This window comes from Streptomyces sp. NPDC050423 (assembly GCF_040655445.1).
Classification (GTDB): domain Bacteria; phylum Actinomycetota; class Actinomycetes; order Streptomycetales; family Streptomycetaceae; genus Streptomyces.
Genome location: NZ_JBFAJY010000002.1, coordinates 283,773 through 310,420 on the forward strand (window position 1 = coordinate 283,773; position 26,648 = coordinate 310,420).

Annotated in this window: 26 protein-coding genes; 14 read left to right on the top strand and 12 right to left on the bottom strand. The window is 70.4% G+C overall.

Annotated elements, in window-relative coordinates; genetic code table 11:
- Positions 1 to 8 precede the first annotated feature (8 nt).
- Both AB0I52_RS02840 and AB0I52_RS02845 read left to right on the top strand, forming a co-directional pair.
- Entirely contained in the window at positions 9 to 1,082 is a 1,074-nt protein-coding gene (locus AB0I52_RS02840; RefSeq protein WP_363068313.1) for a potassium channel family protein, read from the top strand.
- Positions 1,083 to 1,178: 96 nt separating this feature from the next.
- Complete coding sequence (locus tag AB0I52_RS02845; RefSeq protein WP_363068252.1) at positions 1,179 to 2,168, top strand: NAD(P)H-quinone oxidoreductase; 990 nt, start codon at positions 1,179 to 1,181, stop codon at positions 2,166 to 2,168.
- A 125-nt stretch (positions 2,169 to 2,293) separates the two neighbouring features.
- On the opposite strand, the gene AB0I52_RS02850 is transcribed toward AB0I52_RS02845, so the two are convergent.
- From AB0I52_RS02850 to AB0I52_RS02875, 6 genes are all read right to left on the bottom strand, one after another.
- Positions 2,294 to 2,842, bottom strand: coding sequence for a bacterial proteasome activator family protein (locus AB0I52_RS02850; protein WP_362953340.1), 549 nt, complete (start codon positions 2,840 to 2,842; stop codon positions 2,294 to 2,296).
- Positions 2,843 to 2,985: 143 nt separating this feature from the next.
- Complete coding sequence (locus tag AB0I52_RS02855; protein WP_363068254.1) at positions 2,986 to 5,847, bottom strand: FtsX-like permease family protein; 2,862 nt, start codon at positions 5,845 to 5,847, stop codon at positions 2,986 to 2,988.
- The gene (locus AB0I52_RS02860; protein ID WP_363068256.1) at positions 5,844 to 6,611 is read right to left on the bottom strand and encodes an ABC transporter ATP-binding protein; all 768 of its coding nucleotides are present in this window, start codon (positions 6,609 to 6,611) and stop codon (positions 5,844 to 5,846) included. Before AB0I52_RS02860 ends, AB0I52_RS02855 begins: the two co-directional genes overlap by 4 nt.
- Before the next feature lie 153 nt (positions 6,612 to 6,764).
- Positions 6,765 to 7,373, bottom strand: coding sequence for a PadR family transcriptional regulator (locus tag AB0I52_RS02865; protein ID WP_363068258.1), 609 nt, complete (start codon positions 7,371 to 7,373; stop codon positions 6,765 to 6,767).
- Between the two features lie 84 nt (positions 7,374 to 7,457).
- Positions 7,458 to 8,126, bottom strand: coding sequence for a hypothetical protein (locus tag AB0I52_RS02870; RefSeq protein ID WP_363068260.1), 669 nt, complete (start codon positions 8,124 to 8,126; stop codon positions 7,458 to 7,460).
- A 129-nt stretch (positions 8,127 to 8,255) separates the two neighbouring features.
- The gene (locus AB0I52_RS02875; RefSeq protein ID WP_363068262.1) at positions 8,256 to 9,899 is read right to left on the bottom strand and encodes a protein kinase; all 1,644 of its coding nucleotides are present in this window, start codon (positions 9,897 to 9,899) and stop codon (positions 8,256 to 8,258) included.
- A gap of 351 nt (positions 9,900 to 10,250) precedes the next feature.
- Here AB0I52_RS02875 and AB0I52_RS02880 point away from each other — a divergent pair, with 351 nt between their 5' ends.
- Positions 10,251 to 11,882, top strand: coding sequence for a protein kinase (locus AB0I52_RS02880; protein WP_363068264.1), 1,632 nt, complete (start codon positions 10,251 to 10,253; stop codon positions 11,880 to 11,882).
- Between the two features lie 71 nt (positions 11,883 to 11,953).
- On the opposite strand, the gene AB0I52_RS02885 is transcribed toward AB0I52_RS02880, so the two are convergent.
- From AB0I52_RS02885 to AB0I52_RS02895, 3 genes are all read right to left on the bottom strand, one after another.
- On the bottom strand, positions 11,954 to 12,946 hold the full coding sequence (locus AB0I52_RS02885; protein WP_363068315.1) for a phosphotransferase: 993 nt from the start codon (positions 12,944 to 12,946) through the stop codon (positions 11,954 to 11,956).
- A gap of 58 nt (positions 12,947 to 13,004) precedes the next feature.
- Complete coding sequence (locus AB0I52_RS02890; protein WP_363068266.1) at positions 13,005 to 13,442, bottom strand: pyridoxamine 5'-phosphate oxidase family protein; 438 nt, start codon at positions 13,440 to 13,442, stop codon at positions 13,005 to 13,007.
- A gap of 109 nt (positions 13,443 to 13,551) precedes the next feature.
- Complete coding sequence (locus AB0I52_RS02895) at positions 13,552 to 14,211, bottom strand: response regulator transcription factor (protein ID WP_362953348.1); 660 nt, start codon at positions 14,209 to 14,211, stop codon at positions 13,552 to 13,554.
- A gap of 352 nt (positions 14,212 to 14,563) precedes the next feature.
- Between AB0I52_RS02895 and pdhA the strand changes: the two genes are divergently transcribed.
- Genes pdhA through AB0I52_RS02910 form a run of 3 tightly spaced genes read left to right on the top strand, consistent with a single transcriptional unit; the run spans position 14,564 to position 18,172 of the window.
- Positions 14,564 to 15,727 carry a pyruvate dehydrogenase (acetyl-transferring) E1 component subunit alpha gene (gene pdhA, locus AB0I52_RS02900; protein WP_362953349.1) on the top strand — a complete coding sequence of 388 codons (1,164 nt, stop codon included), beginning with the start codon at positions 14,564 to 14,566 and terminating at the stop codon, positions 15,725 to 15,727.
- 2 nt (positions 15,728 to 15,729) lie between these two features.
- Entirely contained in the window at positions 15,730 to 16,710 is a 981-nt protein-coding gene (locus AB0I52_RS02905) for an alpha-ketoacid dehydrogenase subunit beta (RefSeq protein ID WP_363068269.1), read from the top strand.
- A gap of 10 nt (positions 16,711 to 16,720) precedes the next feature.
- Positions 16,721 to 18,172 carry a dihydrolipoamide acetyltransferase family protein gene (locus tag AB0I52_RS02910; RefSeq protein WP_363068271.1) on the top strand — a complete coding sequence of 484 codons (1,452 nt, stop codon included), beginning with the start codon at positions 16,721 to 16,723 and terminating at the stop codon, positions 18,170 to 18,172.
- Here AB0I52_RS02910 and AB0I52_RS02915 read toward each other — a convergent pair.
- A complete protein-coding gene (locus tag AB0I52_RS02915) occupies positions 18,159 to 18,659 on the bottom strand; it encodes an ATP-binding protein (protein ID WP_363068273.1) in 501 nt (166 codons plus the stop codon). The genes AB0I52_RS02910 and AB0I52_RS02915 overlap by 14 nt on opposite strands.
- 222 nt (positions 18,660 to 18,881) lie before the next feature.
- On the opposite strand from AB0I52_RS02915, the gene AB0I52_RS02920 reads away from it, so the two are divergent.
- From AB0I52_RS02920 to AB0I52_RS02940, 5 genes are all read left to right on the top strand, one after another.
- The gene (locus tag AB0I52_RS02920; protein ID WP_363068317.1) at positions 18,882 to 19,763 is read left to right on the top strand and encodes a helix-turn-helix transcriptional regulator; all 882 of its coding nucleotides are present in this window, start codon (positions 18,882 to 18,884) and stop codon (positions 19,761 to 19,763) included.
- 5 nt (positions 19,764 to 19,768) lie between these two features.
- Complete coding sequence (locus AB0I52_RS02925; RefSeq protein WP_363068275.1) at positions 19,769 to 19,957, top strand: DUF397 domain-containing protein; 189 nt, start codon at positions 19,769 to 19,771, stop codon at positions 19,955 to 19,957.
- A gap of 53 nt (positions 19,958 to 20,010) precedes the next feature.
- On the top strand, positions 20,011 to 20,544 hold the full coding sequence (locus AB0I52_RS02930; protein WP_363068277.1) for a hypothetical protein: 534 nt from the start codon (positions 20,011 to 20,013) through the stop codon (positions 20,542 to 20,544).
- Positions 20,545 to 20,666: 122 nt separating this feature from the next.
- Entirely contained in the window at positions 20,667 to 22,013 is a 1,347-nt protein-coding gene (locus AB0I52_RS02935) for a S41 family peptidase (RefSeq protein ID WP_363068279.1), read from the top strand.
- A gap of 318 nt (positions 22,014 to 22,331) precedes the next feature.
- Complete coding sequence (locus tag AB0I52_RS02940) at positions 22,332 to 23,039, top strand: DUF4232 domain-containing protein (protein ID WP_363068281.1); 708 nt, start codon at positions 22,332 to 22,334, stop codon at positions 23,037 to 23,039.
- Positions 23,040 to 23,164: 125 nt separating this feature from the next.
- Here AB0I52_RS02940 and AB0I52_RS02945 read toward each other — a convergent pair whose 3' ends face one another.
- On the bottom strand, positions 23,165 to 23,713 hold the full coding sequence (locus AB0I52_RS02945) for a DUF1062 domain-containing protein (protein ID WP_363068283.1): 549 nt from the start codon (positions 23,711 to 23,713) through the stop codon (positions 23,165 to 23,167).
- Positions 23,714 to 24,010: 297 nt separating this feature from the next.
- Between AB0I52_RS02945 and AB0I52_RS02950 the strand changes: the two genes are divergently transcribed.
- Both AB0I52_RS02950 and AB0I52_RS02955 read left to right on the top strand, forming a co-directional pair.
- Complete coding sequence (locus AB0I52_RS02950) at positions 24,011 to 24,481, top strand: nuclear transport factor 2 family protein (RefSeq protein WP_363068285.1); 471 nt, start codon at positions 24,011 to 24,013, stop codon at positions 24,479 to 24,481.
- 124 nt (positions 24,482 to 24,605) lie between these two features.
- A complete protein-coding gene (locus AB0I52_RS02955; protein WP_363068287.1) occupies positions 24,606 to 25,472 on the top strand; it encodes an AraC family transcriptional regulator in 867 nt (288 codons plus the stop codon).
- A gap of 49 nt (positions 25,473 to 25,521) precedes the next feature.
- Here the strand turns inward: AB0I52_RS02955 and AB0I52_RS02960 are convergent, their stop codons facing one another.
- A complete protein-coding gene (locus AB0I52_RS02960; protein ID WP_363068289.1) occupies positions 25,522 to 25,956 on the bottom strand; it encodes a VOC family protein in 435 nt (144 codons plus the stop codon).
- 233 nt (positions 25,957 to 26,189) lie between these two features.
- On the opposite strand from AB0I52_RS02960, the gene AB0I52_RS02965 reads away from it, so the two are divergent.
- A complete protein-coding gene (locus AB0I52_RS02965) occupies positions 26,190 to 26,465 on the top strand; it encodes a hypothetical protein (RefSeq protein ID WP_363068291.1) in 276 nt (91 codons plus the stop codon).
- Positions 26,466 to 26,648 lie beyond the last annotated feature (183 nt).

Consider the following 26,648-nt stretch of genomic DNA (forward strand, 5'->3'; position numbering starts at 1 on the left):
ATGACGCGATGGCCAGGCGTGCCGACGAGCATGTCGTACCCACCCGGGTGATGCTTCCGCGCCGGGTCGTCGACGGACCGGCCCGGCAGGTCGCCAAGCGGCTGATGATGGCGCTGATGGTGCTGGCTGCCACGGTGTTCATCGTCTGGGTCGACCGCGGCGGCTACCACGACGCGGCCGACGGCAAGGTCGACCTCCTGGACGCGGTCTACTACGCGACGGTCACCCTCTCGACCACGGGGTACGGCGACATCACCCCGTACAGCGACGGCGCCCGGCTCACCAATGTGGTGCTCGTGACACCGCTGCGCGTGCTCTTCCTCATCATCCTGGTCGGCACCACCCTTGAGGTCCTCACGGAGCGGACCCGGGAGGACTTCCGGCTGAAGCGTTGGAGAACCAACTTGCGTGACCACACCGTTGTCGTCGGCTTCGGCACGAAGGGCCGCTCGGCCATTCAGACCCTCTGCGCCACCGGCCTGAAGAAGGAACAGATCGTCGTCGTCGACCCGGCGTCCAAGGTGATAGAGATCGCCAACGCCGAGGGGTTCACCGGAGTGCTCGGCGATGCGACGCGCAGCGATGTGCTGCTGCGGGCCGAGCTGCAGAAGGCACGTCAGATCATCATCGCCACCCAGCGGGACGACACGGCGGTACTGGTCGCGCTGACCGCGCGCCAGCTCAACCGCGGCGCGAAGATCGTCGCGGCGGTGCGCGAGGAGGAGAACGCCCCGCTGCTGCGGCAGTCCGGTGCCGACGCCGTGATCACCAGTGCCAGCGCGGCAGGCCGGCTGCTCGGCCTCTCCGTGCTCAGCCCCAGTGCGGGCACGGTGATGGAGGACCTGATCCAGCAGGGCAGCGGGCTCGATCTGGTCGAACGGCCGGTGATAAAGGCCGAGGTGGGCAAGAACGTCCGGGAGACCGACGATCTCGTGGTCAGCGTTCTGCGCGGTCACCGGCTGCTCGGTTACGACGATCCGGTGGCCAGCCCCCTCCAGCTGACGGACCGGCTGATCACCATCGTGCGGGTCACGAACGAACCGCCCATGAGCTACACCCCGCCGACAGCCCCGCGCCCCTGACCCGAGCGGCCCCGTCCGCGCTGTCCGCCCCGTCCGCGCCTTGCCGCAGCCGTCGGCACCGCACCGCACGGCGCGGCACGGAGTAGCCTCGCGGCCATGTATGCGATCACGATCCCCGAACCCGGTGGCCCCGAGGCGCTCGTGTGGGCCGAGGTGCCAGATCCCGTACCCGGTGAGGGCGAGGTCCTCGTCGACGTTGTCTCCAGCGCGGTCAACCGTGCGGATGTGCTCCAGCGGCAGGGCTTCTACAACCCGCCGCCCGGCGCCTCCCTCTACCCGGGTCTGGAGTGCGCGGGCCGCATCTCCGCCGTCGGCCCCGGTGTCACCGGCTGGTCGGTCGGCGACGAGGTGTGCGCGCTGCTGGCCGGCGGCGGTTACGCGGAGAAGGTCGCCGTACCCGCCGGGCAACTGCTCCCCGTGCCGGCGGGACTGGACCTCGTCCTCGCCGCGGCGCTGCCCGAAGTGACCGCGACCGTCTGGTCCAACGTGTTCATGGTGGCCCATCTGCGCCCCGCCGAGACGCTGTTGGTGCACGGCGGGTCCAGCGGCATCGGCACGATGGCGATCCAGCTCGCCAAGGCGGTCGGCGCCCGGGTCGCGGTGACCGCGGGCGGACCCGGGAAGCTGGCGCGCTGCGCGGAGCTCGGTGCCGACATCCTGATCGACTACCGGGAGCAGGACTTCGTCGAGGAGCTCGGCAGGGCGACGGACGGGGCGGGCGCCGACGTCATCCTCGACATCATCGGCGCGAAGTACCTGGACCGGAACGTGCAGGCGCTCGCCGTCAACGGCCGGCTCGCGATCATCGGCCTCCAGGGCGGAGCGAAGGGCGAACTCAACCTGGGCGCCCTGCTGAGCAAGCGGGCCGCCGTCACGGCGACCTCGCTGCGCGGGCGTCCGCTCGCCGAGAAGGCCGCGATCGTCGCGGCCGTACGCGAGCACGTCTGGCCGCTCATCGCCGACGGCGTCGTGCGGCCGGTGGTGGACCGTACGCTGCCGATGCGGGACGCGGCCGAGGCACACAGGGTGATGGAGTCCAGCGCGCACATCGGCAAGGTGCTCCTCCGCTCGCCCGCAGCGGCCTGAGCCACCCCGACCCGAAGGCCCGGCACACGAAGGCCCGGTACCCGAAGGGCCCGGCGCACGAAGATCGTGTGCCGGGCCTTCGGGCGTTCTGGCTGATCGGTAGGGGTACGGGTATGGGACCGGGGTTACAGGTACGGGCCTGAGCGGATCGCCCCGTGCGGGTCGCCGGCGCCTTCCTCCTCCTCGTGACCACTGCCCGGAGGCAGGGCGCGGCGCATCTGCTCCAGTTGCGCGCGGGCCGCCATCTGCTGGGCGAACAGTGCCGTCTGGATACCGTGGAAGAGGCCCTCCAGCCAGCCCACCAACTGGGCCTGCGCGATCCTGAGTTCCGCCTCGGAGGGCACCGACTCCTCGGTGAAGGGCAGGGAGAGCCGCTCCAGCTCCTCCACCAGCTCCGGCGCGAGGCCGTCCTCCAGCTCCTTGACCGAGCTGGTGTGGATCTCCTTGAGGCGTACGCGGCTCGCCTCGTCGAGGGGCGCCGCCCTGACCTCCTCCAGGAGCTGCTTGATCATGCTGCCGATGCGCATGACCTTCGCGGGCTGTTCGACCATCTCCGTCACCGGGACCTCGCGCGACTCGTCGTCAGTGCCACCGCCGCCGATCGCCATTCCGTCCTGTCCCACCACGAGGACTTGGGGGTGCTCCTGCGACCGTTCATTCCTCGGCATCTCCATGCCGTCCATTGTCTCGCACACCTGCCGGGCAGCACTGTGGTGCCCCCGGAAAGGTGTGATCCACCGTTTCCGAGGGCACCGGAACCACTCCGGGAAGCCCTCCGAAGCAGCCGGTCAGCCCGCTGCTCGGGCCTCCCGCCCGGTCATCCGGCGCGTCGTGACAGCGCCGGCCGGGAGCGGGTGAACACCGCCGCCAGCACCCCGGCCAGCAGCGGGACGACCACGGCCAGCAGTCCGACGGTCGCCCAGGGCAGCACGATCGGGGTGTACGCGGACTCCATGGGATCCAGCCGCATCGCCTTCAGCGCGTTGCGCAGGTCGATCAGGCGCAGCGCCACCGCGGGCAGCAGCCCCGCGGCCGTGCCGAGCAGCACCCCGGTGAGCGCCACCACCAGGCACTGGAACCCGGAAAGGGCCCGCCGTACCCCCGGGGGCGCGCCCACCGCGCTGAGCGTGGTGAGGTCGGCCTCCGCGTCGGCCTTGGAGAGCCCGGTCGTGATCGCGGCCGCACCGACGGTCACCACCCCGGCGAACAGCGTGAGCACCAGCAGCATGATGTCCTCGTTGTCGTCGGGCTCGGTTCCGGACTGCAGATAGACGTTCCCACCGGCCTGCTGGATCGCGGCCTCGGTCCGCTGCTGCTCGGCGTCCGTGGGAGGGCGGGAGACGGCGTACACAGTGCCGTACATCGCGGTGTGCAGGCCGAGCCGCTGGGCGCTCTTCTCCGGCATGATCATGCGGATTCCGGGGGTCTCGGCGTACTTCGCGTCCGCGACGTACACCTTCATCCGGTGCGTCGTCGTCCTGGCCGGTCCCGGATGCCGGGCGCGGTTCTTCTTGTCCTTGTCGCTGTACTTGTGGACCGCCTTGACCGTGACCTGGCCGTCCTTCGCGTACGCCCGGTTGAGCAGCACGGGGATGCCCGCCTCCAGCGCCTTGGCGGCGGCCGGGTCGTCGAGCCTCACATACGTCCTCAGCAGCGACGCGTCGCCGACGACGATGTTGCTCCCGCCGGCGCCGAAGGTGTTGATGGTGTAGCGCTCGTCCACGCACTGGGGGGAGTGCATCATGCCGCGGTGTTCCTCGTCGCTCAACCGTAGGGCGAGCTCCTTGGCACCCTTGCTGTTGAGCGGGCAGGTGTGCCCCTTGCCGGTGGGCTTGACCAGGTCCAGCTTGCCGCAGCTGTCCTCGTCGTCGTAGTAGGTGTCGCAGTCACTGCCCGCCCAGACCCGGGAGATCCCGGCGGGTCCGCCGGTGGGCTTCATGTTCCGCTCCACGGCCGCCTGTGCCAGCGGGAGCTGGTCGGGTGTCGGGTTGCCGTTGTCGTCCATGGTGTACAGCACGATCGATTTCGAGCTGAGCATCGGCGTGTAGTCGTACTCCCCCTGGGCCGCCTGGCTGGACATGTACGTGGCGATGGCCACCGAGCCCGCGACCGCGGCCATGACCGCCGCGACCGCCGGAGCGGTCCTCCCGCGGTTGCGGGCCGCGTCGCGCAGCGCCATCCGGGGCGTGAGCGGCAGTGCGCGGCCGAGCCGGCCGAGCAGCCCGACGATCACCGGGATGCAGCACAGGAGCCCCAGCTCGGCGATCACCGAGCCGGCGGCGACCGCATTGGAGTTGCCGGTGGTGCCGCCCAGGATGGCGATCGCGATGCCGAGGCCCAGGACGCAGGCGCCCACGATCGGCAGCACCCGGGAGCCGCGTCGGACCCCGCGGTGCCCGGTGAGCGACTCCAGTACGGACTGACGGCCCGCCACGATCGCCGGGGCCAACGCCGCCAGCACCCCGGTGACCATCCCGATCACGGCGATGGCCAGCAGTTCCTTCGGATTCAGGGCGAGCGAGCCGAAGCGCTGTCCGGCCCGGTCCTCGATCAGCGGCCGGAACACCGCTGTCAGTGCCAGTCCGGCCACCACCCCCACCGCGGCTCCGGCGCCGCCGAGCACCAGCCCGCTGGAGAGGACCACGGCCCGTACATGGCGCCGGTCCCCGCCGCAGGTGCCGACCAGGCCGAGCTGACGGCGCGAGCGGCGCGCACCGACGGCGAAGGCCGGTCCGGCGAGCAGTACGACCTCCAGGACCGCCATGGCGACGACCGTGATGAGGGCCGCACTCAGCTCACCGGAGTTCTCGGACGGGTAGTTGCTGATGCCCCGCTTCCGGATCAGCGGGACCTCGGAGTCCGGCGGCGGGTCGAGGACGACCTGACGGGAGACGACGAGGGCGCCCTTCTTGTTGGCCGCCATCACCTCCGGCCAGCTGACGCCCTTTCCGTTGCCCGCCTTCACCAGCCAGGTCAGGTCGCCGGCGTTCGGCGGCAGCACCTTCTTGTCGCGGGCGGCGGTGGCCTTCCACGGGGCGATGACCGCACCCGGGTCGGCGTACAGCGCCTTGGCCGACAGGTTGTCCGGCTGCTCGACCGTGCCGGTGATGGTGTACTTCTGCTCCGGTCCGCGCACGGTGATCTGTGAACCGACGTGCAGCCCGGCCGACTTCAGGAACCGCTCGGTGGCGACGATGTCGCCGGTGCCCTTGGGGAACGATCCGTCGACGAGGTCCAGCTTGCCGCGCGCCAGCGGGTCCGAGGTCCGGAACTCGGAGATGTCCGCGTCCGTGACGCCGTACCCCGTGGTGACGCTCGCGGGCACGGACTGGATGCTGATGCCGCGCGCACCCTTGGGGAACGCGGTCCGCAGGTCGATTGCGGGGACGTCCTCGGGCGACGGCGCGGTGTCGCTGAGGGGGCTGTAGTTGTCCCCGGCGACCGACTGGTCCATGGGGCCGGCCTGAGGGTCGCTGAACAGCGCGTCGGCCGAGCCCATCTGAGCCGACAGCTTCTCGGCGGTGGTGGGCTCCACACTGCGGTACGTCACGTCGAGCGCGGTGACCCCGAGTACGGGCACGGCGATCATCGCGACCACCAGCGCGCTGCGGCCCTTGGCGCGCAGGGCGTCGCGCCGGGCTATCCGGAGGGCGGCACGCCACCCCGTGAAGACGCTCACTCGGTGCCCCCGGCGGCGAGCAGCGAGTCCGCTCCGACGCTCAGCGTCTGGTCGACGATCGAGCCGTCCCGCAGGAAGACGACCCGGTCCGCCCAGGCGGCGTAACGCGGTTCGTGCGTCACCATCACACCGGCAGCGCCCTGGTCACAGCGGTTGCGCAGCAGCGCGAGGACGGCCTCGCCGGTCTCGGAGTCGAGCGCCCCGGTCGGTTCGTCGGCGAGCACCAGGCGCCGGTCCCCCACCAGCGCGCGGGCTATCGCGACGCGCTGCTGCTGGCCGCCGGACATCTCGTCCGGGAAACGGTCCCCGATCTCCAGGAGGTTCATCTCCTCCAGCGCGGCACGGGCCTCCTTGCGTGCCTTGCGCACCGGGATGCCGTCGAGCTCGCGCGGCAGGGCGATGTTCTCGGCGGCGGTCAGGGCGGGGATCAGGTTGTAGTCCTGGAAGACGTAGCCGACGCTGCGGCGGCGCAGCGCGGCCACGCCCTTGCGGCCGAGCGCGGAGATGTCCTGGCCCTCGATGACGACCTGGCCCGAGGTCGCGGTGTCGAGGCCGCCGGCGATCGTCAGCAGGGTGGACTTGCCCGAGCCGGAAGGGCCCATCACGGCGACGAGCTCACCGGCGTGAACCGACAGGTTGACGCCGCGCAGGGCGTGCACCTCGGCGATTCCCGTGCCGTGAGTGCGGGTGAGCGAGCGGAGTTCGAGCACCGGTGCATCCACCGACAGGGGCGGGGCGGCTGGGGACGGGGCGTGCGGTGACATGACGGGTTGTTCCCCCTAGGAACGGTTCTGTGGCCGGTGCGGTGTCGCGGTGTCGCGGTGTCGCGGTGTTCGGCGGACGGGCGGACTGACGGCGGACTGACGGGCGAGCGGCCGGGGTCGTGGCTCAGCGGTGTGGGGCCGCCGGGCCACGGCTCAGCGGCGGGTGCGGGCCCGCGCGGTACGCGCGGGGCCGGGTGCGGTCGTGCTGGTCTCCGGTTCCGTGGCGGCGGCCTCGGCGAGACGGACGAGCCGGGACTCGCAGTGGTCCAGCCAGCGGGCCTCTGCCTCGGCCTGGAAGATCAGCTGTTCCAGTACGAGCAGCCAGGCGACCTCGTCGCGGTTGGCGGGCACGTCGGTGAGGGCCTGGGCCTTGAGGCGCGTGTAGTCCTGCATCGCCTTCACGGTGTGGTGGCGCTGGGACTGGATCACGGCCCGGATGTCCACGCCGGGGGCGCCGACGGCCATGGCGAGCTTGATGGCCAGCTCGTCGCGGGGCGGACTGGTGCGGTCGACGGGGGTCTCGAACCAGGTGCGCAGCTCGGTGCGCCCCTCGTCGCTGATCGAGTACAGGGAGTGCCCCTGGTCGTCCTCGCCGTCCTGGGCGACCAGGCCGTCACGCTCCAGTCTGCTCAGCGTCGTGTACACCTGCCCGACGTTGAGCGGCCAGGTGGAGCCGGTGCGGGACTCGAATTCGGTGCGGAGCTGGGAGCCGTAGCGCGGCCCCCGTTCCAGGAGGGCGAGCAGCCCGTGACGGATCGACATACTGAGTATGTATACCGAGTATGTTGCCGAGTGCAAGTCGCCGTGCCCCGGTGCGGAAGGGCCGGGCCGGTCCGGGCGCGGCGATCAGTCGGTGCGGCGCATGCGCAGCGCGAGGAAGCCGAGACCCAGCCCGACCAGGGAGATTCCCACGCCGAGTGACATCTCCTGGACCTGTCGTACGGCAGGTCCGTCGAGGGCCTGCCGCGCGGGCCGGCCGGTCTCGGGCGATGGGCTCGTGTCAGGGGTGGCGGCCGGTACCGCGGCGGGGTCCGTCGCGGCGGGCTCCTCCTCGTCCTCGTCCGATCCGGCGTCCTCGTCCGCCCGAGCGAGCTCCTCGGGCGTCAGCTGCCGCCCGGGGCGCTGCCGCCCCTCCCCGGCGAGCAGCCCGGCCAGCGGTGACTGCTCGCCCCGCGGCTGCGGCGATCCGGCACCCGGCGAGGGCGATCCGGCGGCATCGGACGGGGAGCCCGAGGGCGCGGACGGCAGGGTCGCGGGCGGTGCGGGCGCGGCCGAGGGGCCGGCGGGAGTGGCGGACGGTGTCACGCCGGACGGAGGGCCGGTCGGGGAGTCGGACGGAGGGCCGGACGTGGAGTCGGACGGGCCGGGCACGATCACGGAAGGCTCCGCGCTCGCCGCCGTACGCGGTCCCGCGGCCGCCTCGTCGACCGTCACGGCCCCCAGGGTCGCGGCTGCCGTCAGCACGAGGCAGGCCACGCACCTTGAGGGCAGCGAGGGGAGGTGTCCTGGAGCCATGTGGTCAGCGTCACATGTGACGGTGCGTCCGGCATCTCGGGTGATGTGCGTTCGCTGCCGGAGCGCGGGCCTCGCCGCGCCGGCTGAAGTCAGCCGGGGCCGGACCGAATCCAGGGCCTCTCGTTCGGATCAGGCCGGGTCGCCGGTGGACACCTTCAGCTCGAAGTGTGCTCCGGCCTTCGAGATGGCCGTTCCGGACGTCGGGAACTGGTCGACGACCTGGTCCTCGGCGTACGCGTTGCCCGGCTCCTCGATGATCTTGATGGTCCAGCCCGCCGCGTCCGCGCACGCCCGCGCCGAAAGTATGTCCTTGTAGATGAACCTCGGGGCATCGACCTTGTTCGGGTCGTCGGAGTTCTCCATCGCGTCCGTGCACTTGTCGGTGTCCATCGTCCGGTTCCGCTCCGGACCCCGGTGCTCACCGGCCGGGGACTCGCTCGACGAGGCGTCGGCGCGCTTGTCCGGGTCGCCCTTCATCGAGAGCACCGTGATCAGGCCGCCGATCGCGATCAGCGCCACCACGATCGAGCCCACGATCACCGGAACGTTTCGCTTGGAACCGCCGCCCGATGAGTTGGACGCCTGCTGCGGCGGGACCGAGTACGGCGGCGGGGTCTGCTGCTGCATCGGCGACATCGGCGCCTGGCTCCGGTAGGCCGGGGCCGACTGGGGGTAGCCGTACGACGGGGCCGGCGTCGGCGTCGGCGGACCGTAGGGGCCGGGCTGCTGCTGCGCCTGGTACGGGCCGGGCTGGTACGGCGTCTGGACGTTCTGCGGGGCCGGGGTGGACTGGTCGACCGGCGGGAAGACCGCCGAACCGACGCCGGAGCCGCTGTTCGCCGGTGCGCCGGTGCCACCGATGATCACCGGGGCGCCCGTCTGGCCGCTCGCGCTCAGCACTCTGGTGATCTCGTCCTGCATGGCCGCGGCGCTCGGGAAGCGCTCGTTCGGGTTCTTCTTCAGCGCGCGGGCGACGAGCGCGTCCATCGCCGGGGTGATCGACCGGTTGATGGTGGACGGCGCGACCGGCTCCTCCTGCACATGCGCGTACGCGATGGCGAGGGGCGAGTCGGCGTCGAACGGGATGCGGCCGGTCAGCAGCTGGAACAGCATGATGCCGACCGAGTACAGGTCGGAGCGCGCGTCGACCCCGCGGCCCAGGGCCTGTTCGGGGGAGAGGTACTGCGGGGTGCCGACGACCATGCCGGTCTGCGTCATCGACGTGACGCCGGACTGCATGGCGCGGGCGATGCCGAAGTCCATGACCTTCACGATGCCGCGCTTGGTCACCATGACGTTGCCCGGCTTGATGTCGCGGTGGACCAGGCCCATTTCGTGGCTGTTGTCCAGGGCGGCCAGCACATCGGCCGTCACCTTGAGCGCCTTGTCGGCGGGCATCGCACCGTATGCGCGGATGTCCGACTGGAGCACGGAGCCGAGCGGCTGCCCCTCGACGTACTCCATGACGATGTACGGCATCAGCGCACCGCCGAGCTCGTCCTCGCCGGTGTCGAAGACGGACACGATGTTGGTGTGCTGGAGCTTCGCGACCGCCTGGGCCTCGCGCCGGAACCGCTCGCGGAAGGACTGCTCGCGTCCGAGTTCCGTGTGAAGCGTCTTGATGGCGACCTGCCGGTCGAGCGCGGAGTCGTACGCCAGATATACGGACGCCATCCCGCCCTCGCCGAGCAGGTCACGCAGCTGGTAGCGGCCGCCGGCGACCGAACCGCCCGCGTAGCGACCCTGGGCCCCTTGTGCGCCGTCCTGGCTCATGACTTGCTTCCCCCTCGGGCGCGCGACTTCACGCGAAGATCCGTATTACGCGCCAAGTCTGCCCGAGGGGTCGGACACGTCAAGCCGGGTGCCCGTTCCGTGACCCTACGCACAAGAAGCGTCTCGGAAGCGTTACAGGAACCGCATGTAATTTGCGCGCGCGGCTCGCCAGCCGGTTGGATGGCCCGTCCCTCTCGAAATCGGTGTGTCCGACGAAGGCTGTAGCGTGACGTGGCAATGCAGCAAGGGCCTTTCGTCCGGACCGGGCAGAACCCGGCATGATCCGAACGGAAGGGCCCAAGGCACCGTGAGAACCCGCGGACGCGCGGACAGATACGACGGCGAGGACTGATGGCACCCGAACCCGAAGCAAACGGCGGCGGAGTTCCGGATGGCACCGACTCCTGGGGCATCGGCGGTGTTGTCGGCGACGGGCGTTATCGGCTGTCCCACCGGCTCGGCCGGGGCGGTATGGCCGAGGTGTTCGCGGCCGAGGACGTCCGGCTCGGACGTACGGTCGCGGTGAAGCTGCTGCGCTCCGATCTCGCCGAGGACCCGGTCTCCAAGGCCCGGTTCACGCGTGAGGCCCAGTCGGTCGCGGGGCTCAACCACCATGCGGTCGTGGCGGTGTACGACTCCGGCGAGGACACCGTGGCCGGGCAGACCGTCCCGTACATCGTGATGGAGCTCGTCGAGGGCCACACCATCCGTGACCTGCTGCTCAACGCCGAGGCCCCGCCTCCGGAGCAGGCGCTGATCATCGTCTCCGGGGTGCTTGAGGCGCTCGCCTACTCGCACCAGCACGGGATCGTGCACCGGGACATCAAGCCCGCCAACGTGATCATCACGCACTCCGGCGCGGTCAAGGTGATGGACTTCGGCATCGCCCGTGCGCTGCACGGCGCGCAGTCGACGATGACCCAGACCGGCATGGTCATGGGGACACCGCAGTACCTCTCGCCCGAGCAGGCGCTGGGTAAGGCCGTCGACCACCGCTCCGACCTGTACGCCACCGGCTGTCTGCTGTACGAACTCCTCGCGCTGCGGCCCCCGTTCACGGGTGAGACGCCGCTCTCCGTGGTGTACCAGCACGTTCAGGACATTCCGCTCCCTCCGTCGGAGGTCTCCGACGTGGTGCCCGCGGAGCTGGACGGGCTTGTCATGCGCTCGCTCGCGAAGGACCCGGATGACCGGTTCCAGAGCGCCGAGGAGATGCGCGGGCTCGTCCAGTACAGCCTGCAGATGCTCCAGGTCCAGGGCGGCCACACCGGTACGTGGAACACCGGCCCGGTCGCGATGCACGAGGGCGGTGCCACCCCGCCCCGGGGCATGACCGGCGCCACCCGCGCGATGGGGCACCCGCAGCACGGGGACACCTCGCAGGGGCCGATCCTGCCGCCGATGAACCCCGACGACGGCGGATACGACGGCGGGGGCGGCAGCAGCCGGCAGGGCGGCAGTGGCCGCGGCAAGCTGTGGCTGTTCGTCGTGCTGGCACTGATCGCGATCGGCGCGGGCGTCGCCATCGCGGTCAACGCGACGAAGGGCGGCGGCGAGAAGCCCAAGGACACGCCGACGTCGACGTCCGGTTCGCCCTCCCCGAAGAAGAGTTCGCCCTCGCCGGCCGAGGAGCAGACCGAGGACACCCAGCTGCCCGGGAACTCCACCGGCAATCAGCAGGAGACGCCGCCGAGGCGCTCGTACAGCCCGTCGGCCACACCGACCGAGTCGCAGGAGCCCCCCACGCCCAGCCCGGCGGACACGGCCCCGGGCACCGCGACGGACGGCGGTTCGAGCACCGACACGGGCGGCACCGCGACGGACGGCGGTTCGAGCACCGACACGGGCGGCACGGCAACCGACGGCGGTGCCAACGGCGACACGAGCGGCACGACGCCGACCGGCGGAGCGGCCGGCGAGCCGGGCACCGCGGAGGGCGCCAGCGCAGGCACCGCCGCGGGGACGGTGGGCACCACCCAGTGAACCGTCACCCGCACCCGTAACCACTCACCCGCACCCGTAACCACCCACCCGCACCCCGTAACCACCCACCCTCACTCCGTGAAGGCCTCGCACACCGCGTCGTACTCACGGGTCCACCACACCGCCAGGGCCGACACCGCAGGGAACTGCGGGTCGGCCCTTCGGTCGTTCAGGCAGTAGCGCCAGCGCAGTATCCAGAAGTCGTTGAGCCGCTCCCACCACACCCGGTGCACCGCGGCGGCCAGTTCGGCGGCCCCGGCCCCGGCCGCCCGCCGGTAGGCGCGCGCGTACGCCCGCACCTTCGCCAGCTCCAGCTCACCGGCCGGCTGGACGAAGAAGATCGCCGCGGCCCGTACCGCCTCCTCCGCCCGGGGCTGCACGCCGAGGCGGTCCCAGTCGAGGATCGCCACCGGGTCGGCGCCCCGGTAGAGCACGTTCAGCGGGTGGAAGTCGCCGTGCACCCAGCCGGTCGCCGGCACCCCGGGCGGGGGCGGGCGCCTGCCCGCGTGCTGGTCCAGCAGGGTGCGCCGCTCCAGGAGCCGGTGCTCGGCAAGTTCGTCGAAGGAGTCCCGGGGCCGCCGGCCGCGGGCCGCGGCCAGCAGCTCGTCGATCAGTGCGAAGGTGTCGGCGGGATCCGGGCTCGCATGGCCGGTGGGTCTGCCCGCGGCGCCCGCGCCCGCCTCCATCACCTGCTCAAGACCGGTGTGTACGGCTCCGAGGAGCGCCCCGAGCCGCACCGACTGGGCGACAGTGAGCTGGGCGCCTGCCCGGTGCAGTCCGTCGACCCAGGGGTGCAGGGCGTAGCAGCGACCGCCGATCTCGGTGACGGTGCCACCCTCGTTGTCCTCGATGGGCGGGGCGACGGGAACGCCGAGTGACTGGAGCCGCTGGGTGGCACGGTGCTGGCGGACGATCGTGGCGCGGTCGCCGGTGGAGTCGTCCAGGTGGTGCTTGAGGAAGTAGGAACCGCGGGTGGTGGAGACCCGGTATCCGTGGTTGAGCAGGCCTTGGTCCAGGGGTTCGCAGGTGAGCGGCTCACCTGCGTGCGGGTAGCGGCGGAGCACCTCGCCGACCGGGGGAACAGGCGGGAGGGTTACAGATGAGCGCGGCACTCGCCAGATGTTAGATCACGCTGTGTTGCACACCCTGACGAGTTGCGTGGAAGTCCAGAGTGTGCACGGTGACGAAGTGCGGGTCGAGCCGGAGAAAGGCCGGGGTGAAGGGCTCCCCGTTCACCTCGACGGGGGTGGGGCCGAACAGTTCCCGCTGGGCAAGGGTCGGCTCGACGGTCTGCGCGGGCCCGGTGAACTGCACGGACCACAGGTCGCGGCTGCCCGCCGAGGTGGCCGCGTTGAAGTTGTCCGCCCCGTACGCGACGACCGTGCCGTTGCAGGCGTCGTGGTAGCCGAGGCCGCTGTGCATCCGCAGGACGACCCGGCCGTCGATCACGACGTGGCGGGCCACCGTGAGGAACGGAAGGGCCCTCATGCTCGTCGCCAGCCGGCCGTAGGGGACCCGGCCGAGCAGGTCGATTGCGTGGAGTTCTTCCTCGGTGGACATGGCCTCCACTGTCCGTCACCGCGGGGCGCGGAATAAGAGGCCGCGGCCCCGGGCGCCGCGGGACCAAAGTCCCGAGTCTGCCCGGGGCCGCGGCCCCTTCTGTATGGATTCAGCGCTTTTCGGCCTGGAGCCGCGCCACATACGCGGCGGCCTGCGAGCGGCGCTCCATGCCGAGTTTGGAGAGCAGGCTGGAGACGTAATTCTTGATCGTCTTCTCGGCGAGATGCAGCCGCTCACCGATCACCCGGTTCGTCAGCCCCTCGCCGATCAGGTCCAGGATCTTGCGTTCCTGATCCGTGAGGCCCGCGAGTTTGTCGTCGCCGCGGCCCTTCTTGCCGTCGCGCAGCCGCTCCAGCACCCGCGCGGTGGCCACCGGGTCGAGCAGCGACTTTCCGGCCGCCACGTCCCGTACGGCGTTCAGCAGCTCGTTGCCCCGGATCGCCTTGAGCACGTATCCGGAGGCGCCCGCCATGATCGCGTCGAACAGCGCCTCGTCATCGGCGTACGAGGTCAGCATCAGGCAGTTGATGGACTCGTCCCGCGACCGGATCTCCCGGCAGACCTCCACCCCGCTGCCGTCCGGCAGCCGTACGTCCAGGACGGCGACATCGGGCCGGGTCGCGGGGATGCGGACCAGTGCGTCCTCGGCCGTACCGGCCTCGCCGACCACCTCGATATCGTCTTCCACCGAGAGCAGCTCATGGACTCCGCGGCGGACGACTTCATGGTCATCCAGCAGAAAAACCGTGATTTTTCCTTCTTTGCTCACAAACGCAGTCTCACACACTCACCTCTTCCCTGCCGCTGTCCGGCGGGATAACGTGCCGTTGTTCCGGCTGCCTGCAAGGCTGTTACCAGTGCTGTTACCAGTGCTGTGACCAGCGAGAGTTCCCGAATTCCTCGATTTACTTGGATATCCAAGCAAAATCGCAGGTCAGATAGGGTTTCGCAGTTACGCGAGGCACTGGGTAACGTGCCTTATAACAGGGCGCTCGCCGGGGCACCTGTCACGCCTGTTCCCGGACCGAGCGGCACCCACCCCGTGCACGGGTACGGACACAGGCGAGCCGCACTGGTCTCCCGGCAGACCCCGGGGGCCGGACCGACGGAGGAGCACGCACGTGACCGTGGAGAGCACTGCTGCCGCGCGTAAACCGCGACGCAGCAGCAAGCGGACCAGCGCCGCGAAGACGTCCGCGAAGACGCCACAGAGTTCCGGACCCGAGCTCGTACAGCTGCTGACGCCCGAGGGCGAGCGCGTCGAGCACCCGGATTACTCGATCGACCTGACCGCGCAGGAGCTGCGCGGCCTGTACCGGGACATGGTCCTGACCCGCCGCTTCGACGCCGAGGCCACCGCCCTCCAGCGTCAGGGCGAGCTGGGTCTGTGGGCCTCGCTGCTGGGCCAGGAGGCCGCGCAGATCGGCTCCGGCCGGGCCCTGCGGGACGACGACTACGTCTTCCCGACCTACCGCGAGCACGGTGTGGCCTGGTGCCGCGGCGTCGACCCGACCAATCTGCTCGGGATGTTCCGCGGTGTGAACCACGGCGGCTGGGACCCGAACACCAACAACTTCCACCTGTACACGATCGTCATCGGCTCGCAGACCCTGCACGCCACCGGCTACGCCATGGGCGTCGCCAAGGACGGCGCGGACTCGGCCGTGATCGCGTACTTCGGTGACGGTGCCTCCAGCCAGGGCGATGTCGCCGAGGCGTTCACGTTCTCCGCGGTCTACAACGCCCCGGTCGTGTTCTTCTGCCAGAACAACCAGTGGGCGATCTCCGAGCCCACCGAGAGGCAGACCCGGGTGCCGCTCTACCAGCGCGCCCAGGGCTTCGGCTTCCCCGGCGTCCGGGTCGACGGCAACGACGTACTGGCCTGCCTGGCCGTCACCCGTTCCGCCCTGGAGCGCGCCCGCCGCGGCGAGGGCCCCACCCTCGTGGAGGCGTTCACCTACCGGATGGGCGCGCACACCACCTCCGACGACCCGACGAAGTACCGGGCCGACGAGGAGCGCGCCTCCTGGGAGGCCAAGGACCCGATCCTGCGCCTGCGCACGTACCTGGAGAAGCAGGGAGCCGCCGACGAGGCGTTCTTCACCGGCCTCGACGAGGAGAGCGAAGCCCTCGGCAAGCGGGTGCGGGAAGCGGTGCGGGCCATGCCCGACCCGGACCGGCTGGCGATCTTCGACCACGCCTACGCCGACGGGAGCGCGCTCGTCGACGAGGAGCGCGCCCAGTTCGCCGCCTACCAGGCATCGTTCGCCGAGGAGGGCAAGTAGCCATGGCCATGCAGAAGATGTCCATCGCGAAGGCGCTCAACGAGTCGCTGCGCAAGGCCCTCGACACCGACCCCAAGGTCCTCATCATGGGTGAGGACGTCGGAAAGCTGGGCGGGGTCTTCCGGATCACCGACGGCCTCCAGAAGGACTTCGGCGAGGGCCGGGTCATCGACACCCCGCTCGCGGAGTCCGGCATCGTCGGTACGGCGATCGGCCTGGCGCTGCGCGGCTACCGGCCGGTCGTGGAGATCCAGTTCGACGGCTTCGTCTTCCCCGCGTACGACCAGATCGTCACGCAGCTCGCGAAGATGCACGCCCGCTCGCTCGGCAAGATCAAGCTGCCGGTCGTCGTGCGGATCCCGTACGGCGGCGGCATCGGAGCGGTGGAGCACCACAGCGAGTCGCCCGAGGCGCTCTTCGCGCACGTCGCGGGCCTGAAGGTGGTCTCGCCGTCCAACGCGTCGGACGCCTACTGGATGATGCAGCAGGCCGTGCAGAGCGACGACCCGGTCATCTTCTTCGAGCCGAAGCGCCGCTACTGGGACAAGGGTGAGCTCGACACCGAGTCCATCCCCGGCGGGCTGCACCAGGCCTCCGTCGCCCGCACCGGCACGGACCTCACGCTGGTCGCGTACGGCCCGATGGTGAAGGTCTGCCTGGAGGCCGCCGCGGCCGCCCAGGAGGAGGGCAAGTCGATCGAGGTCGTGGACCTGCGCTCGATGTCCCCGATCGACTTCGACGCCATCCAGACGTCGGTCGAGAAGACCCGCCGGCTGGTCGTGGTGCACGAGGCGCCGGTGTTCTACGGCTCAGGCGCGGAGATCGCCGCTCGCATCACGGAGCGCTGCTTCTACCACCTGGAAGCACCCGTGCTGAGGGTCGGCGGCTACCACGTCCCGTACCCGCCGGCCCGGCTCGAGGACGAGTACCTGCCGGGTCTCGACCGTGTGCTCGACGCCGTCGACCGCTCGCTGGCGTACTGAGGACTGGGGCGTGACAACGATGACCGACACTTCCAACGCTGCTCGCTTCCGTGAGTTCAAGATGCCCGACGTGGGCGAGGGACTGACCGAGGCCGAGATCCTCAAGTGGTTCGTCAAGCCGGGCGACACCGTCACCGACGGCCAGGTCGTCTGCGAGGTCGAGACGGCGAAGGCGGCCGTCGAGCTGCCGATCCCGTTCGACGGGGTGGTGCACGAGCTGCGCTTCGGCGAGGGCACGACCGTCGACGTCGGCCAGGTGATCATCGCGGTGGACGTGGCGCCGGGCAGCGGTGACGAGGCTCCGGCTTCGGCCTCGGCTCCGGCTTCGGCTTCGGCCTCGGCTGAGCCGGCTTCCGCGCCCGCCGCCGAGCCGGAGGCCGAGGCGCCGAAGGGCCGTACGCCCGTGCTGGTCGGCTACGGCGTGGCCGAGTCCTCCACGAAGCGGCGCGCCCGCAAGGGCACCGAGGCGGCCCCCGCCGCCGCGTCCGCCGCGATCCAGGGCGAGATGAACGGGCAGGGCACCGCCGCCGTACCCGAGACCCGGCCGCTCGCGAAGCCTCCGGTACGGAAGCTGGCGAAGGACCTGGGCATCGACCTGGCGACGGTCGTCCCGACCGGCGAGGGCGGCGTCATCACCCGTGAGGACGTGCACGCGGCGGCGACGCCGGAGCAGGCCCCGGCCCCGGAGCCGGTGCAGGTTCCGGCCTCTGCCCCGGCCTCGGTCCCCGTCTCGGCCCCGGCCGTGGTGGCGTCGATGGGTGCGCGGGAGACACGTATCCCCGTCAAGGGCGTACGGAAGGCCATCGCACAGGCGATGGTCGGCAGCGCGTTCACGGCGCCGCACGTGACCGAGTTCGTGACGGTCGACGTGACACGCACGATGAAGCTGGTCGCGGAGCTCAAGGAGGACAAGGAGATGGCCGGGGTGCGGGTCAACCCGCTCCTGATCATCGCCAAGGCGCTCCTGGTCGCGATCAAGCGGCACCCCGAGGTCAACGCCGCCTGGGACGAGGCGAACCAGGAGATCGTGCAGAAGCACTACGTGAACCTGGGCATCGCGGCCGCGACCCCGCGCGGACTGATCGTGCCGAACATCAAGGACGCGCACGAGCAGACCCTCCCGCAACTGGCCGCCTCCCTGGGCGAACTGGTCTCCACGGCCCGCGAGGGCAAGACGTCCCCGGCGGCGATGGCGGGCGGCACGGTGACCATCACCAACGTCGGCGTCTTCGGCGTCGACACGGGTACGCCGATCCTCAACCCGGGCGAGTCCGCGATCCTCGCGGTCGGCTCGATCAAGCTCCAGCCGTGGGTCCACAAGGGCAAGGTGAAGCCCCGCCAGGTCACCACCCTGGCGCTCTCCTTCGACCACCGCCTGGTCGACGGCGAGCTCGGCTCCAAGGTGCTGGCGGATGTCGCCGCGATCCTGGAACAGCCGAAGCGCCTGATCACCTGGGCGTAGGTGTGTGCGAGGGGCCCGCGCGAACTTCGCGCGGGCCCCTCGGCATGTCCGGCCGCTGCCGCAGGACCAGTTCGGCGAACACGGTCTTGCCGACGGTGCGCGGCTCGACGCCCCAGCGATCGGCCAGCCGGGCGACGATCAGCAGCCCGCGCCCGTAGCAGTCGTCGTCCTCCGCCTCGCGCACCGCCGGCAACCGCTCGCCGCGCGGGTCACTGACCTCGATGCGGAGGGTGGTGGCGGTGAGGACGAGGTGAACGCGGAAGAGCCGTCCCCGCACGGAGCCGTGGAGCAAGGCATTGGTTGCCAACTCGCTGACCAGCAGCGCGACTTCCCCGACGTGGTTGGGATACCCCCACTCGGTGACCAGCCGCACGGCTCGACGTCGGCTGTAGCTGACGCTGCGGGCGGTGGGGGTGTAGTCGAGACGGTCCTCCTGGAGGACGGGCTCGGGGGTGGACGCGGGGGCCTTCTCCTGGGCTGCGGTCATGGACGCGTGCCTCTCGGTGAGGGGGCGGTGGCGATGCCGATCCTGAGCAGGGCAGGGCGGTGCACTTCCGCCGGGCGGTGCCGCTGGGTGAGCGGCGTAGTACTGACGGTAGTGGCCGTGGCCGGCGGGCAGCAAGTAATCCGGGCAGAAAATTCTCTGCCCTAGTTGTTGTTCGATGCGACGGGGTTCCAGACTGATGCGACAGGCGAAGGGGAGCTCTTTGTGGCAGGTAACAGCCCGGACCGGGGGCGCACGGTTTCGACCGTGCTCGGACGACGTCTCGGTGGTGAGTTGCTGCGCTTGCGAGAGGCGCGCTCCTTGCGCCAATCGCATGCGGCGGAGGCGCTGACGGCGTCGGTCGCGAAGGTAGCGAAGATCGAACGTGGGCTCGTACCGATAAGAGACCCTGACATCAGGGCCCTCTGTCACCTGTACGGCGAGGACGACGTCACCGTTGTCGCAAAACTGCTGGCTCTGGCCAAGGCCGACCGCGAACGCCGTAAGGCGAGCGGTTGGTGGAACCAGTACCCCGCACTTCAGTCCATGGTCGAGTACGTGGCACTGGAGGACATCGCCACCAGCCTGCGGACGTGGCAATTGGCCATCGTGCCCGGTCTGCTTCAGACCCCGGACTATGCGCGAGCGCTTGCCGTGGGGAACGGGTCCTGGGAAGAGCCCGGCGAGATCGAGCCCTTCGTGGAATCCCGGATGGCCCGGCAAGCGCGGCTGTCGGGCGATCGACCGCTTGAGCTGTGGGCGGTGGTGCATGAGAGCGCATTGCGTCAACTGGTCGGAGGGCGCGCGGTGATGAGGGAGCAACTCGGCCATCTGCTGGACGCGGCCCGGCAACCGAATGTGAGGCTGCAGATCATGCCCCACCTCGCAGGTGCCCATCCTGGCATGACCAGTGCTTTCACCATTGTGTCGTTCGCAGAGCAGGGGGCCCTCGACGTGGTCCACATGGATACCACCTCGTCCACTCTCTGGCTGGAGAGCGATACTGATGCGGCCCGGCACAGCGGACTCTTCGACCGCATCGCGCGGATGGCGTTGGCTCAGCACAACTCGGCCAAGCTCATCGATGGAATGCTCAAGGAGCGGTAGACCACGTGGCTCGGTACAAGTTCGTCAAGTCCAGCTACAGCGGGGGCAACGCGGGCCAGGAGTGCGTCGAGGTCGCCCGTAACATCCCCCACACCGTCGCCGTCCGTGACTCCAAGCGGCTGGGTGGTCCCGTTCTTCTCCTGGCTCCCGCTGCGTGGGACGCCTTCCAGGAGGCCCTGGGGCGGAAATCGTAGGGCGCCGGCCCACACCGCAGGCTCCGCCGCACCAACCGGATCACGGAGAAATTGTGTCCACCGTCTTGTCTGTGCGTAACCGCGAAAGGCTGACGGCCTCGTGGGGTGCCGGCTCCGGCCGCGCCATCGCCTTGCTGGCCGTCGCGGTCGCGCTGGGGGCGAGCGGATGCAGTGGCGGAGGGAACTCCGCAGCAACGCCCCCGGCACCTTCGACATCGGCAACCGCTCCCCCTTCTCGGACCGGCGGCAGGGGCGAACACGTTGAGGGGGAGAAGGTCTCGGTAGCCCCGAAGCCGGTGAAGGACGGGAAAGTCCTTCTGTCTGTGGCGTCGCGGCACGGGAATGCCGAGCTGCCCCTTGAGGCCGGAACCGGGTCCGGGCCGATGGCGGTTCAGGTGAATTGCCAGGGCAAGGGAACGCTCAAGGTGGTCATCGAGCCGTTGGCGGTGTCTTTTCCTTTGGAGTGCGCAGAAGGGGAAGTCAGCAGCACGTACAACGAATTGGCGCTGAAAAGAGCCCACGCCGAGGGCAGCGTTCGCGTGTCGGCGCCCTCTGGCATCCGCTGGGCTCTCACCGTCGAGCAGTAGTCGGTGCGGGCCGTCAGGGGGATATCCCCCTGACGGTCCACCAGCCCGCCGGATGGCCCCCTGACGGCCCGTCGGCGATCGTCGACCCCCTGGCGCAGATTGCGCAGGGGGAGAGGAAAAGTGTGCGACACCGGAGTTCCAAGGCGGCAACGGCACTGGTGGCACTGGCTCTTGTCGGCGGGGCCGTGGTCCCCGCCGCCGCGACGCCACGGCCCACCGTCGACGGCGTCTGGCGCGTGAACGGCTACGGCACCGTCCTGTCGATCACGGACGGGCGCCTCCAGGAGTACCAGACCACCGCTGTCAGCTGTCTGAAGGGCGAGGCGTCGCAGCGCACGGCACAAGGCGTGTACCGGTCCGCCGACGGGACGCTCCTCACCGTCCGGCCCACCGGGTCGTTGGAGGTGTCCGGGTCGCCGGGGCGCCGGGAGCTGCGGCGGCTCGCGAGGCTTCCGGCGGCGTGCGGGCGGCCCGCGTCCACGGACGCGGTGGCGACGTTCGACGTCTTCTGGCAGTCCTTCGAGGAGAACTACCCCTTCTTTGCCGCCAAGGGCATCGACTGGCATGCCGTACGGGACACGTACCGGCCGAAGGTGCACGCGGGTACGGCCAGGGACGAGCTCTTCGCCCTGTTCAGCGAGATGGTGACGCCGCTGTACGACGCGCACGTGGCCGTCTTCGACGAAGACGGCGACCGGTACTTCGCCCAGGTGCGCCCAGGTACGACCATGATCGGTGAGAAGCTGGACACCAGGGTCAAGAAGCACATCGTGCGGCGCGACCTCAACGGCCGGAAGCCGCAGGAGTTCGCGAGCGGCCGGATCAGCTATGCGGATCTGCCCGGCGGGCGGGGCTATTTGCGGATCTCCGGGTTCGGCGGCTACAACCGGCAGGACCCCTCGTACGCCGCCCAGCTCGCCGAGCTCGACAAGGCGCTGGACGCCGTCCTCACGGCCGGGCGCACGGCCTCGCTCACCGGGCTGGTCATCGATCTGCGGCTCAACGGCGGCGGATCCGACTCCCTCGGTCTGCACATTGCCGAGCGCCTGACCGACACGGCGTACGTGGCCTACCGGAAGCGCACCCAGTACACGCGTCCGCAGTCCATCGCCGTGAATCCGGCGCGCGGCGTCCCCCGGTACGGCGGTCCGGTCGCCGTGCTGACAGCGGGGACGACATTCAGTGCGGGCGAGACGTTCACCCAGGCCCTCATCGACCGGCCCGGCCGGACCGTCCGCATCGGGCAGAACACACAGGGCGTCTTCTCGGACATCCAGGACCGCACGCTGCCCAACGGTATGGCGGTCTGGCTCCCGAACGAGGAGTTCCTGACCCGCTCGGGCCGGACCTTCGACGGTGCGGGCATCCCGCCCCACATCCGTACACCGGTCTTCGCCGAGGAGGAGTTCGCGAAGAACCGCGACTCGGCCTTCGACGCAGCGGTCGCGGCGCTCCGGGGCCGGGGATGACGGGTCCACTCAAGCCCTTTCCGCCCGACGGTGGTCAAGATCCGCCGGGTCACGGGTCTGTCCCAGCGGGCGGTGGCCGGGAAAAGCCGCGGAACGGGGGCGGGAACGGCCGTCCCGGCTGGCCGGCGCGGTGGCGTGAGCGCCGGTGTTCCGCCCATCGCCAGGATGTGCGTGTAACAGGCGTGTCTTAGGCGGTGGTTGGGCGGAACGGTCCGTCGCTCCGGACCGCTCTTGGTGGTCAGGAACGCCCGCTCGTACCGATCCGTACCGATCTGTACCGAGCGGCCGGCGCCCCCCACCGATGCTGAGGAAGAAACCATGCGCGCTCAAAAGCTCACCTTCGCCGCCCTGATCGTCGCCGCCGGTCTCTCGCTCACGGCCTGCCAGAACGGCGACGACGGCGCCGCCGGACCGAGCGACCCGTCGTCCGGGTCGACCGCCTCCTCCGCGCCCTCCTCGACCGGCGGTTCGGGCTCGGACGGTTCGGATCAGGACAGCGGGAAGGACTCCGCCGGGAAGGGCTCCGGCGGAACGAGCTCCGGGGGAACGAGCACCGGCGGGAAGGGCACGGCCGGCGGGACCGGGTCCGGGTCCGGCGGCAGCAAGGGCGCCAAGTGCCGTACCGACGGGCTGGAGATCACGGCGATCGACAACTTCATCGACGGCGACCCCGACGGGACCGTCGCGGTGGAGATGAAGAACACCAGCGGCCAGGACTGCGTGATCTCCGGGTTCGCGGGCGTCGACCTGAAGACCAACGCGGGGTCGCTGTCCGCCGAGCGCACGGGCGCGCCCGGCGAGCCGTACACCCTCAAGAACGGGTCGCAGATCGCCTTCGCCATCAACTACCCGCTCAACGAGTCGGGCGGCTCAGGCGTCCGCATCACGGGTCTCGTGGTGACCCCGCCGAACGAGACGAAGTCGGTCACGCTCGCCTGGCCGGGCAGGGGCACGCTGCCCGCCACGGACGGCAGCGGTACCCCGGTGAAGGTCGGCCCGATCGGGAGCGCCGGTCAGGGCGGCTGACCAGCAGCGCCTGGATGCGCCGAACGCGTCCGGGAGCCCTCGGGGTCGGGCAGGGATATCCCGAGACGCTTGTCAGGGCCTGTCCGGTGGTCATACCGGACAGGCCCTGACGTTTACGGGACGGCTCAGCGCTTGAGCAGGAAGCTGAAGTCGCCGGAGGTCCTGCCGCTCAGCCGGATCGCGGAGAGGAGCTTCCCCTCCGCGAGCAGTCGCCCGACCTCCGCCCGCGACAGACCGCACCCTTCAGCGATCAGCCGCACCGGCCTGACCGGAATCCGTGCGGCGAAGTGGACCGAGACGTCGATCACCTCGCGGTCCAGGTGATCCGATCCATCGGTGTCGAGGCGCCAGGCATCGCCCCAGTCGAGAGCGATGCGGTTGCGGTGCCGCAGGACCGGGTCCTGGAGCAACTCGGCTGCCAGGCCGGGGTCGTTGTCGTGCATCCGGTCCAGCAGCTCAGGCCGTACGGAGCGCACATGCGTCCGCTCCAGGACCGTGAGCTTCGTGGTTTCCCCGCAGGCGGTGCAGAGGGCGAGGAGCCAGGCGTCGAGCAGCTTGTGGTTCGCGTTGACGCGGAATTTGCCGTTCGCCCGGAAGCTCTCGGACGCGCACGTGTGGCAACGGCGGAGGACGAGTGGCAGGCAAGTGGGCATGACGACCCAGTTGTTGAGCACAGAGGTACACCGGTTTCAGTGTGAGAAGTCCGCAGCAGGAAGCAGCACGGCGCACAGGTGCGACGCGCGACAGATCAGCTCGTGGGAGGTCTCAAACGGTGTACAACGGAACGCCCTTGCCTGGATGACGTGGATCGGCAGCAGGGTAACTGCGTGCAGCGGCGCCGCTCCAGTGGTTTTCGAGGCCCTCGCCGGAGCGCGCGCTTACCCAGGAGGTAATCGCCGTGGGCTGTCCGTCCTGGCGACAATGGTGACGTCCACGTCGGAGGGCGTGGGTGACGAACTGGAGGACCAGTCATGGCCGTTGCCACCCCCACGACCACCCGCGCCGCCGTGGAGGAGTTGCTGCGCCGGATCGGCGGGGGCGACCCCGAGCGCATCGCCGAGCTGTATGCCGAGCGGGGCGACTGGAAGCTGGACTGGCCGGCGGCCGAGCACGGCCGCGCCGCCACCCCGTGGATCCGGCACCGGTCCACCCGCGCCGACGCCGCCGCCCACTACCGCGAGCTCGCCGAGTACCACGTGCCCGGGTCCGCGGCCACCGAGATCGAGCGCATCCTCGTGGACGGCGACGACGCGGTCGTGTTCGGCGAGATCCGGCAGACCGCCCGGCCCACCGGACGCGCCTACCGGGCACGGTTCGCCCTGCACCTCACGTTCGAACACGGCCTGGTCACCCGGCACCACGTCTACGAGGACAGCCTCGCGGTGGCCCAGGCCTTCGAGGCGGAAGGCCCGAGTGCGGACCCCGCCCCGCCGCGAGCATGACGCTGTCCGCCGCGCACCGGCATCCGGCGGCGAGCCGGCCCGACCGCACCGGGCACAGGATGTCGGGTCCGGCACAGTGGGGCTTCCCTAGCGTGGAGATCGGTAGAGGGAAGGACGGCCAGGGGTGCTGGAGCAGCTGAATCAGGCGGTGGACTATATCGAGGAACACCTCGGTGATCCCATCGACGCGGCGGAGCCGGCCCGTATCGCCATGACGTCGGAGTACCACTTCCGGCGGATGTTCTCCGCGTTGGCGGGCATCCCGCTCTCCGAGTACATCCGCCGGCGGCGGCTGACGCTCGCCGGGGCCGAGGTGCTCGCCGGGGAGCGGACGCTGCTCGATGTCGCGGTGCGGTACGGGTACGGATCGGGCGAGGCGTTCGCGCGTGCCTTTCGCGCTGTGCACGGGGTCGGCCCCGGCGAGGCGCGGCGGACGGGTGCGGCACTGCACTCCCAGCCCCGGATGTCCTTCCGGCTGATCGTCGAAGGGAAGAGCAGCATGAAGTACCGGGTCGTGGAGAAGGACGGGTTCAGGCTCGTGGGCAGGGGGACACAGGTCCCGCTGGTCTACGAGGGGATGAACCCGGCGATCGTGGAGTTCGTCAGAAGTATCGGCAAGGAGACGCTGGGGCGCTGGGAGGCGGATGCGACCGGGGAGCCCGAAGGTGTCGTCGGCGTCGTCAGCAACCACTCCGCCGATGACGTGGAGGGCACCGAACTCGGTTACTTCCACGGGGTGGTGAGTGACGCGGAGGTGCCCGGGGCCTCGGAGAGCCTCGACGTCGGGCCGGGGACCTGGGCGGTGTTCGAGTCCTCGGGCGAGTTCCCGTCGGCGGTCCAGTACCTCTGGCGGGACGTGTACACGCAGTGGTTCCCGTCGAACCCGTACCGGAGCCGGCCCGGTCCGTCGCTCTCGCGTACGCGGGTGTCCGAGGACGGTACGCACGCGGACGCGGAGGTGTGGATTCCGGTGGAGCGGGTGGGTGGCTGAACCGGGCCGGGGCCACCGCCGGCCGGCGGTGGCCCCGGCCCCGGGAGTGTCACGCAGAGGCGGCGGCGACGCAGAACTCGTTGCCCTCCGGGTCCGCCATCACCACATGGTGCCCGTCGACCGTCTCCAGGGCGGTTCCGCCCGCCCGAACCAGGCGGGCGGACTCCGCCTTGATCCGTGCCCATCGCTCGGCAGGGCTGCCGTGCCCCGGCACTCGGACGTCGATGTGGAGCCGGTTCTTCGCCGTCTTGGGCTCGGGGACCTTGAGGATGGACAGCCGGGGGCCGACGCCGTCGGGGTCGCAGAGCCACGCGCTGTCGTCCACGGAGTCGTCCTCCGGCAGGTCGAAGGACGCGAACCACTCCTCGCGCGTTCTGAAGGGAGCCGGCGGTGGCTCGTCGACATAGCCGAGGGCCGTCTTCCAGAAGACGGCAAGGGTCTGTGCGTCCGCACAGTCGAGCGTCAGGGTGATTCTGGCTGCCATGGGGCGACCGTACTGCGCGCCTCTGACAGTCGCCCGGCCGGAGGCGACCGCCGCGGCCGGCGCCCGTACACGGATTGCCCCGAAATTCGAGCGTACGTCGTGGAGTTGTGGGCAGGCGGTGGGGCAGAGACGCGTCGCGGGCAACCCGATGGCCCGCGTCACGCGTCTCTCCATGTTCCCGGCCCGTGACGGCGCCGGGAACCGCTACCCGTTTCATCAGCTGGAGAACAGTCTTGACGAACAATGAAAACGACAAGTCCGCCCCGCTTCCCGGGGCGCCGTGGTGGTCGAGCCTGGGCCCCGTGGGGGCCGTCCTCCTCATCGTCGTCGGGATCGGCTGGGGGCTGTGGATGTTCCTGGGCTCCGGCGACGTGGACGTGCCGGTGGTCGGCATTCAGATGGGCAAAGTCATCGCCATCGGGCTGGTGATCCTCGGCGTAACCGTCATGGAACGCTTCCGCAGCCGTCGTTCGCGTGCGCCCGAGGCAGAGGACGGGCCGACCGGCTGAGGCCGGTGCGCGGGCGGGATCAGGTGCCGGGAAAAGGAGTGGGCGGGATCGCGGGAGGCTGGTAGCTTGCAGTCGACCGCGACACCGCCCGAGGAGGTGAGACCCATGAACGCTGTATCGATGTGGGTGCTCCCCCTTGCTGTCACGGTCGGGCGATTGACGTAGGTGTCGCCGGGAGCGCCT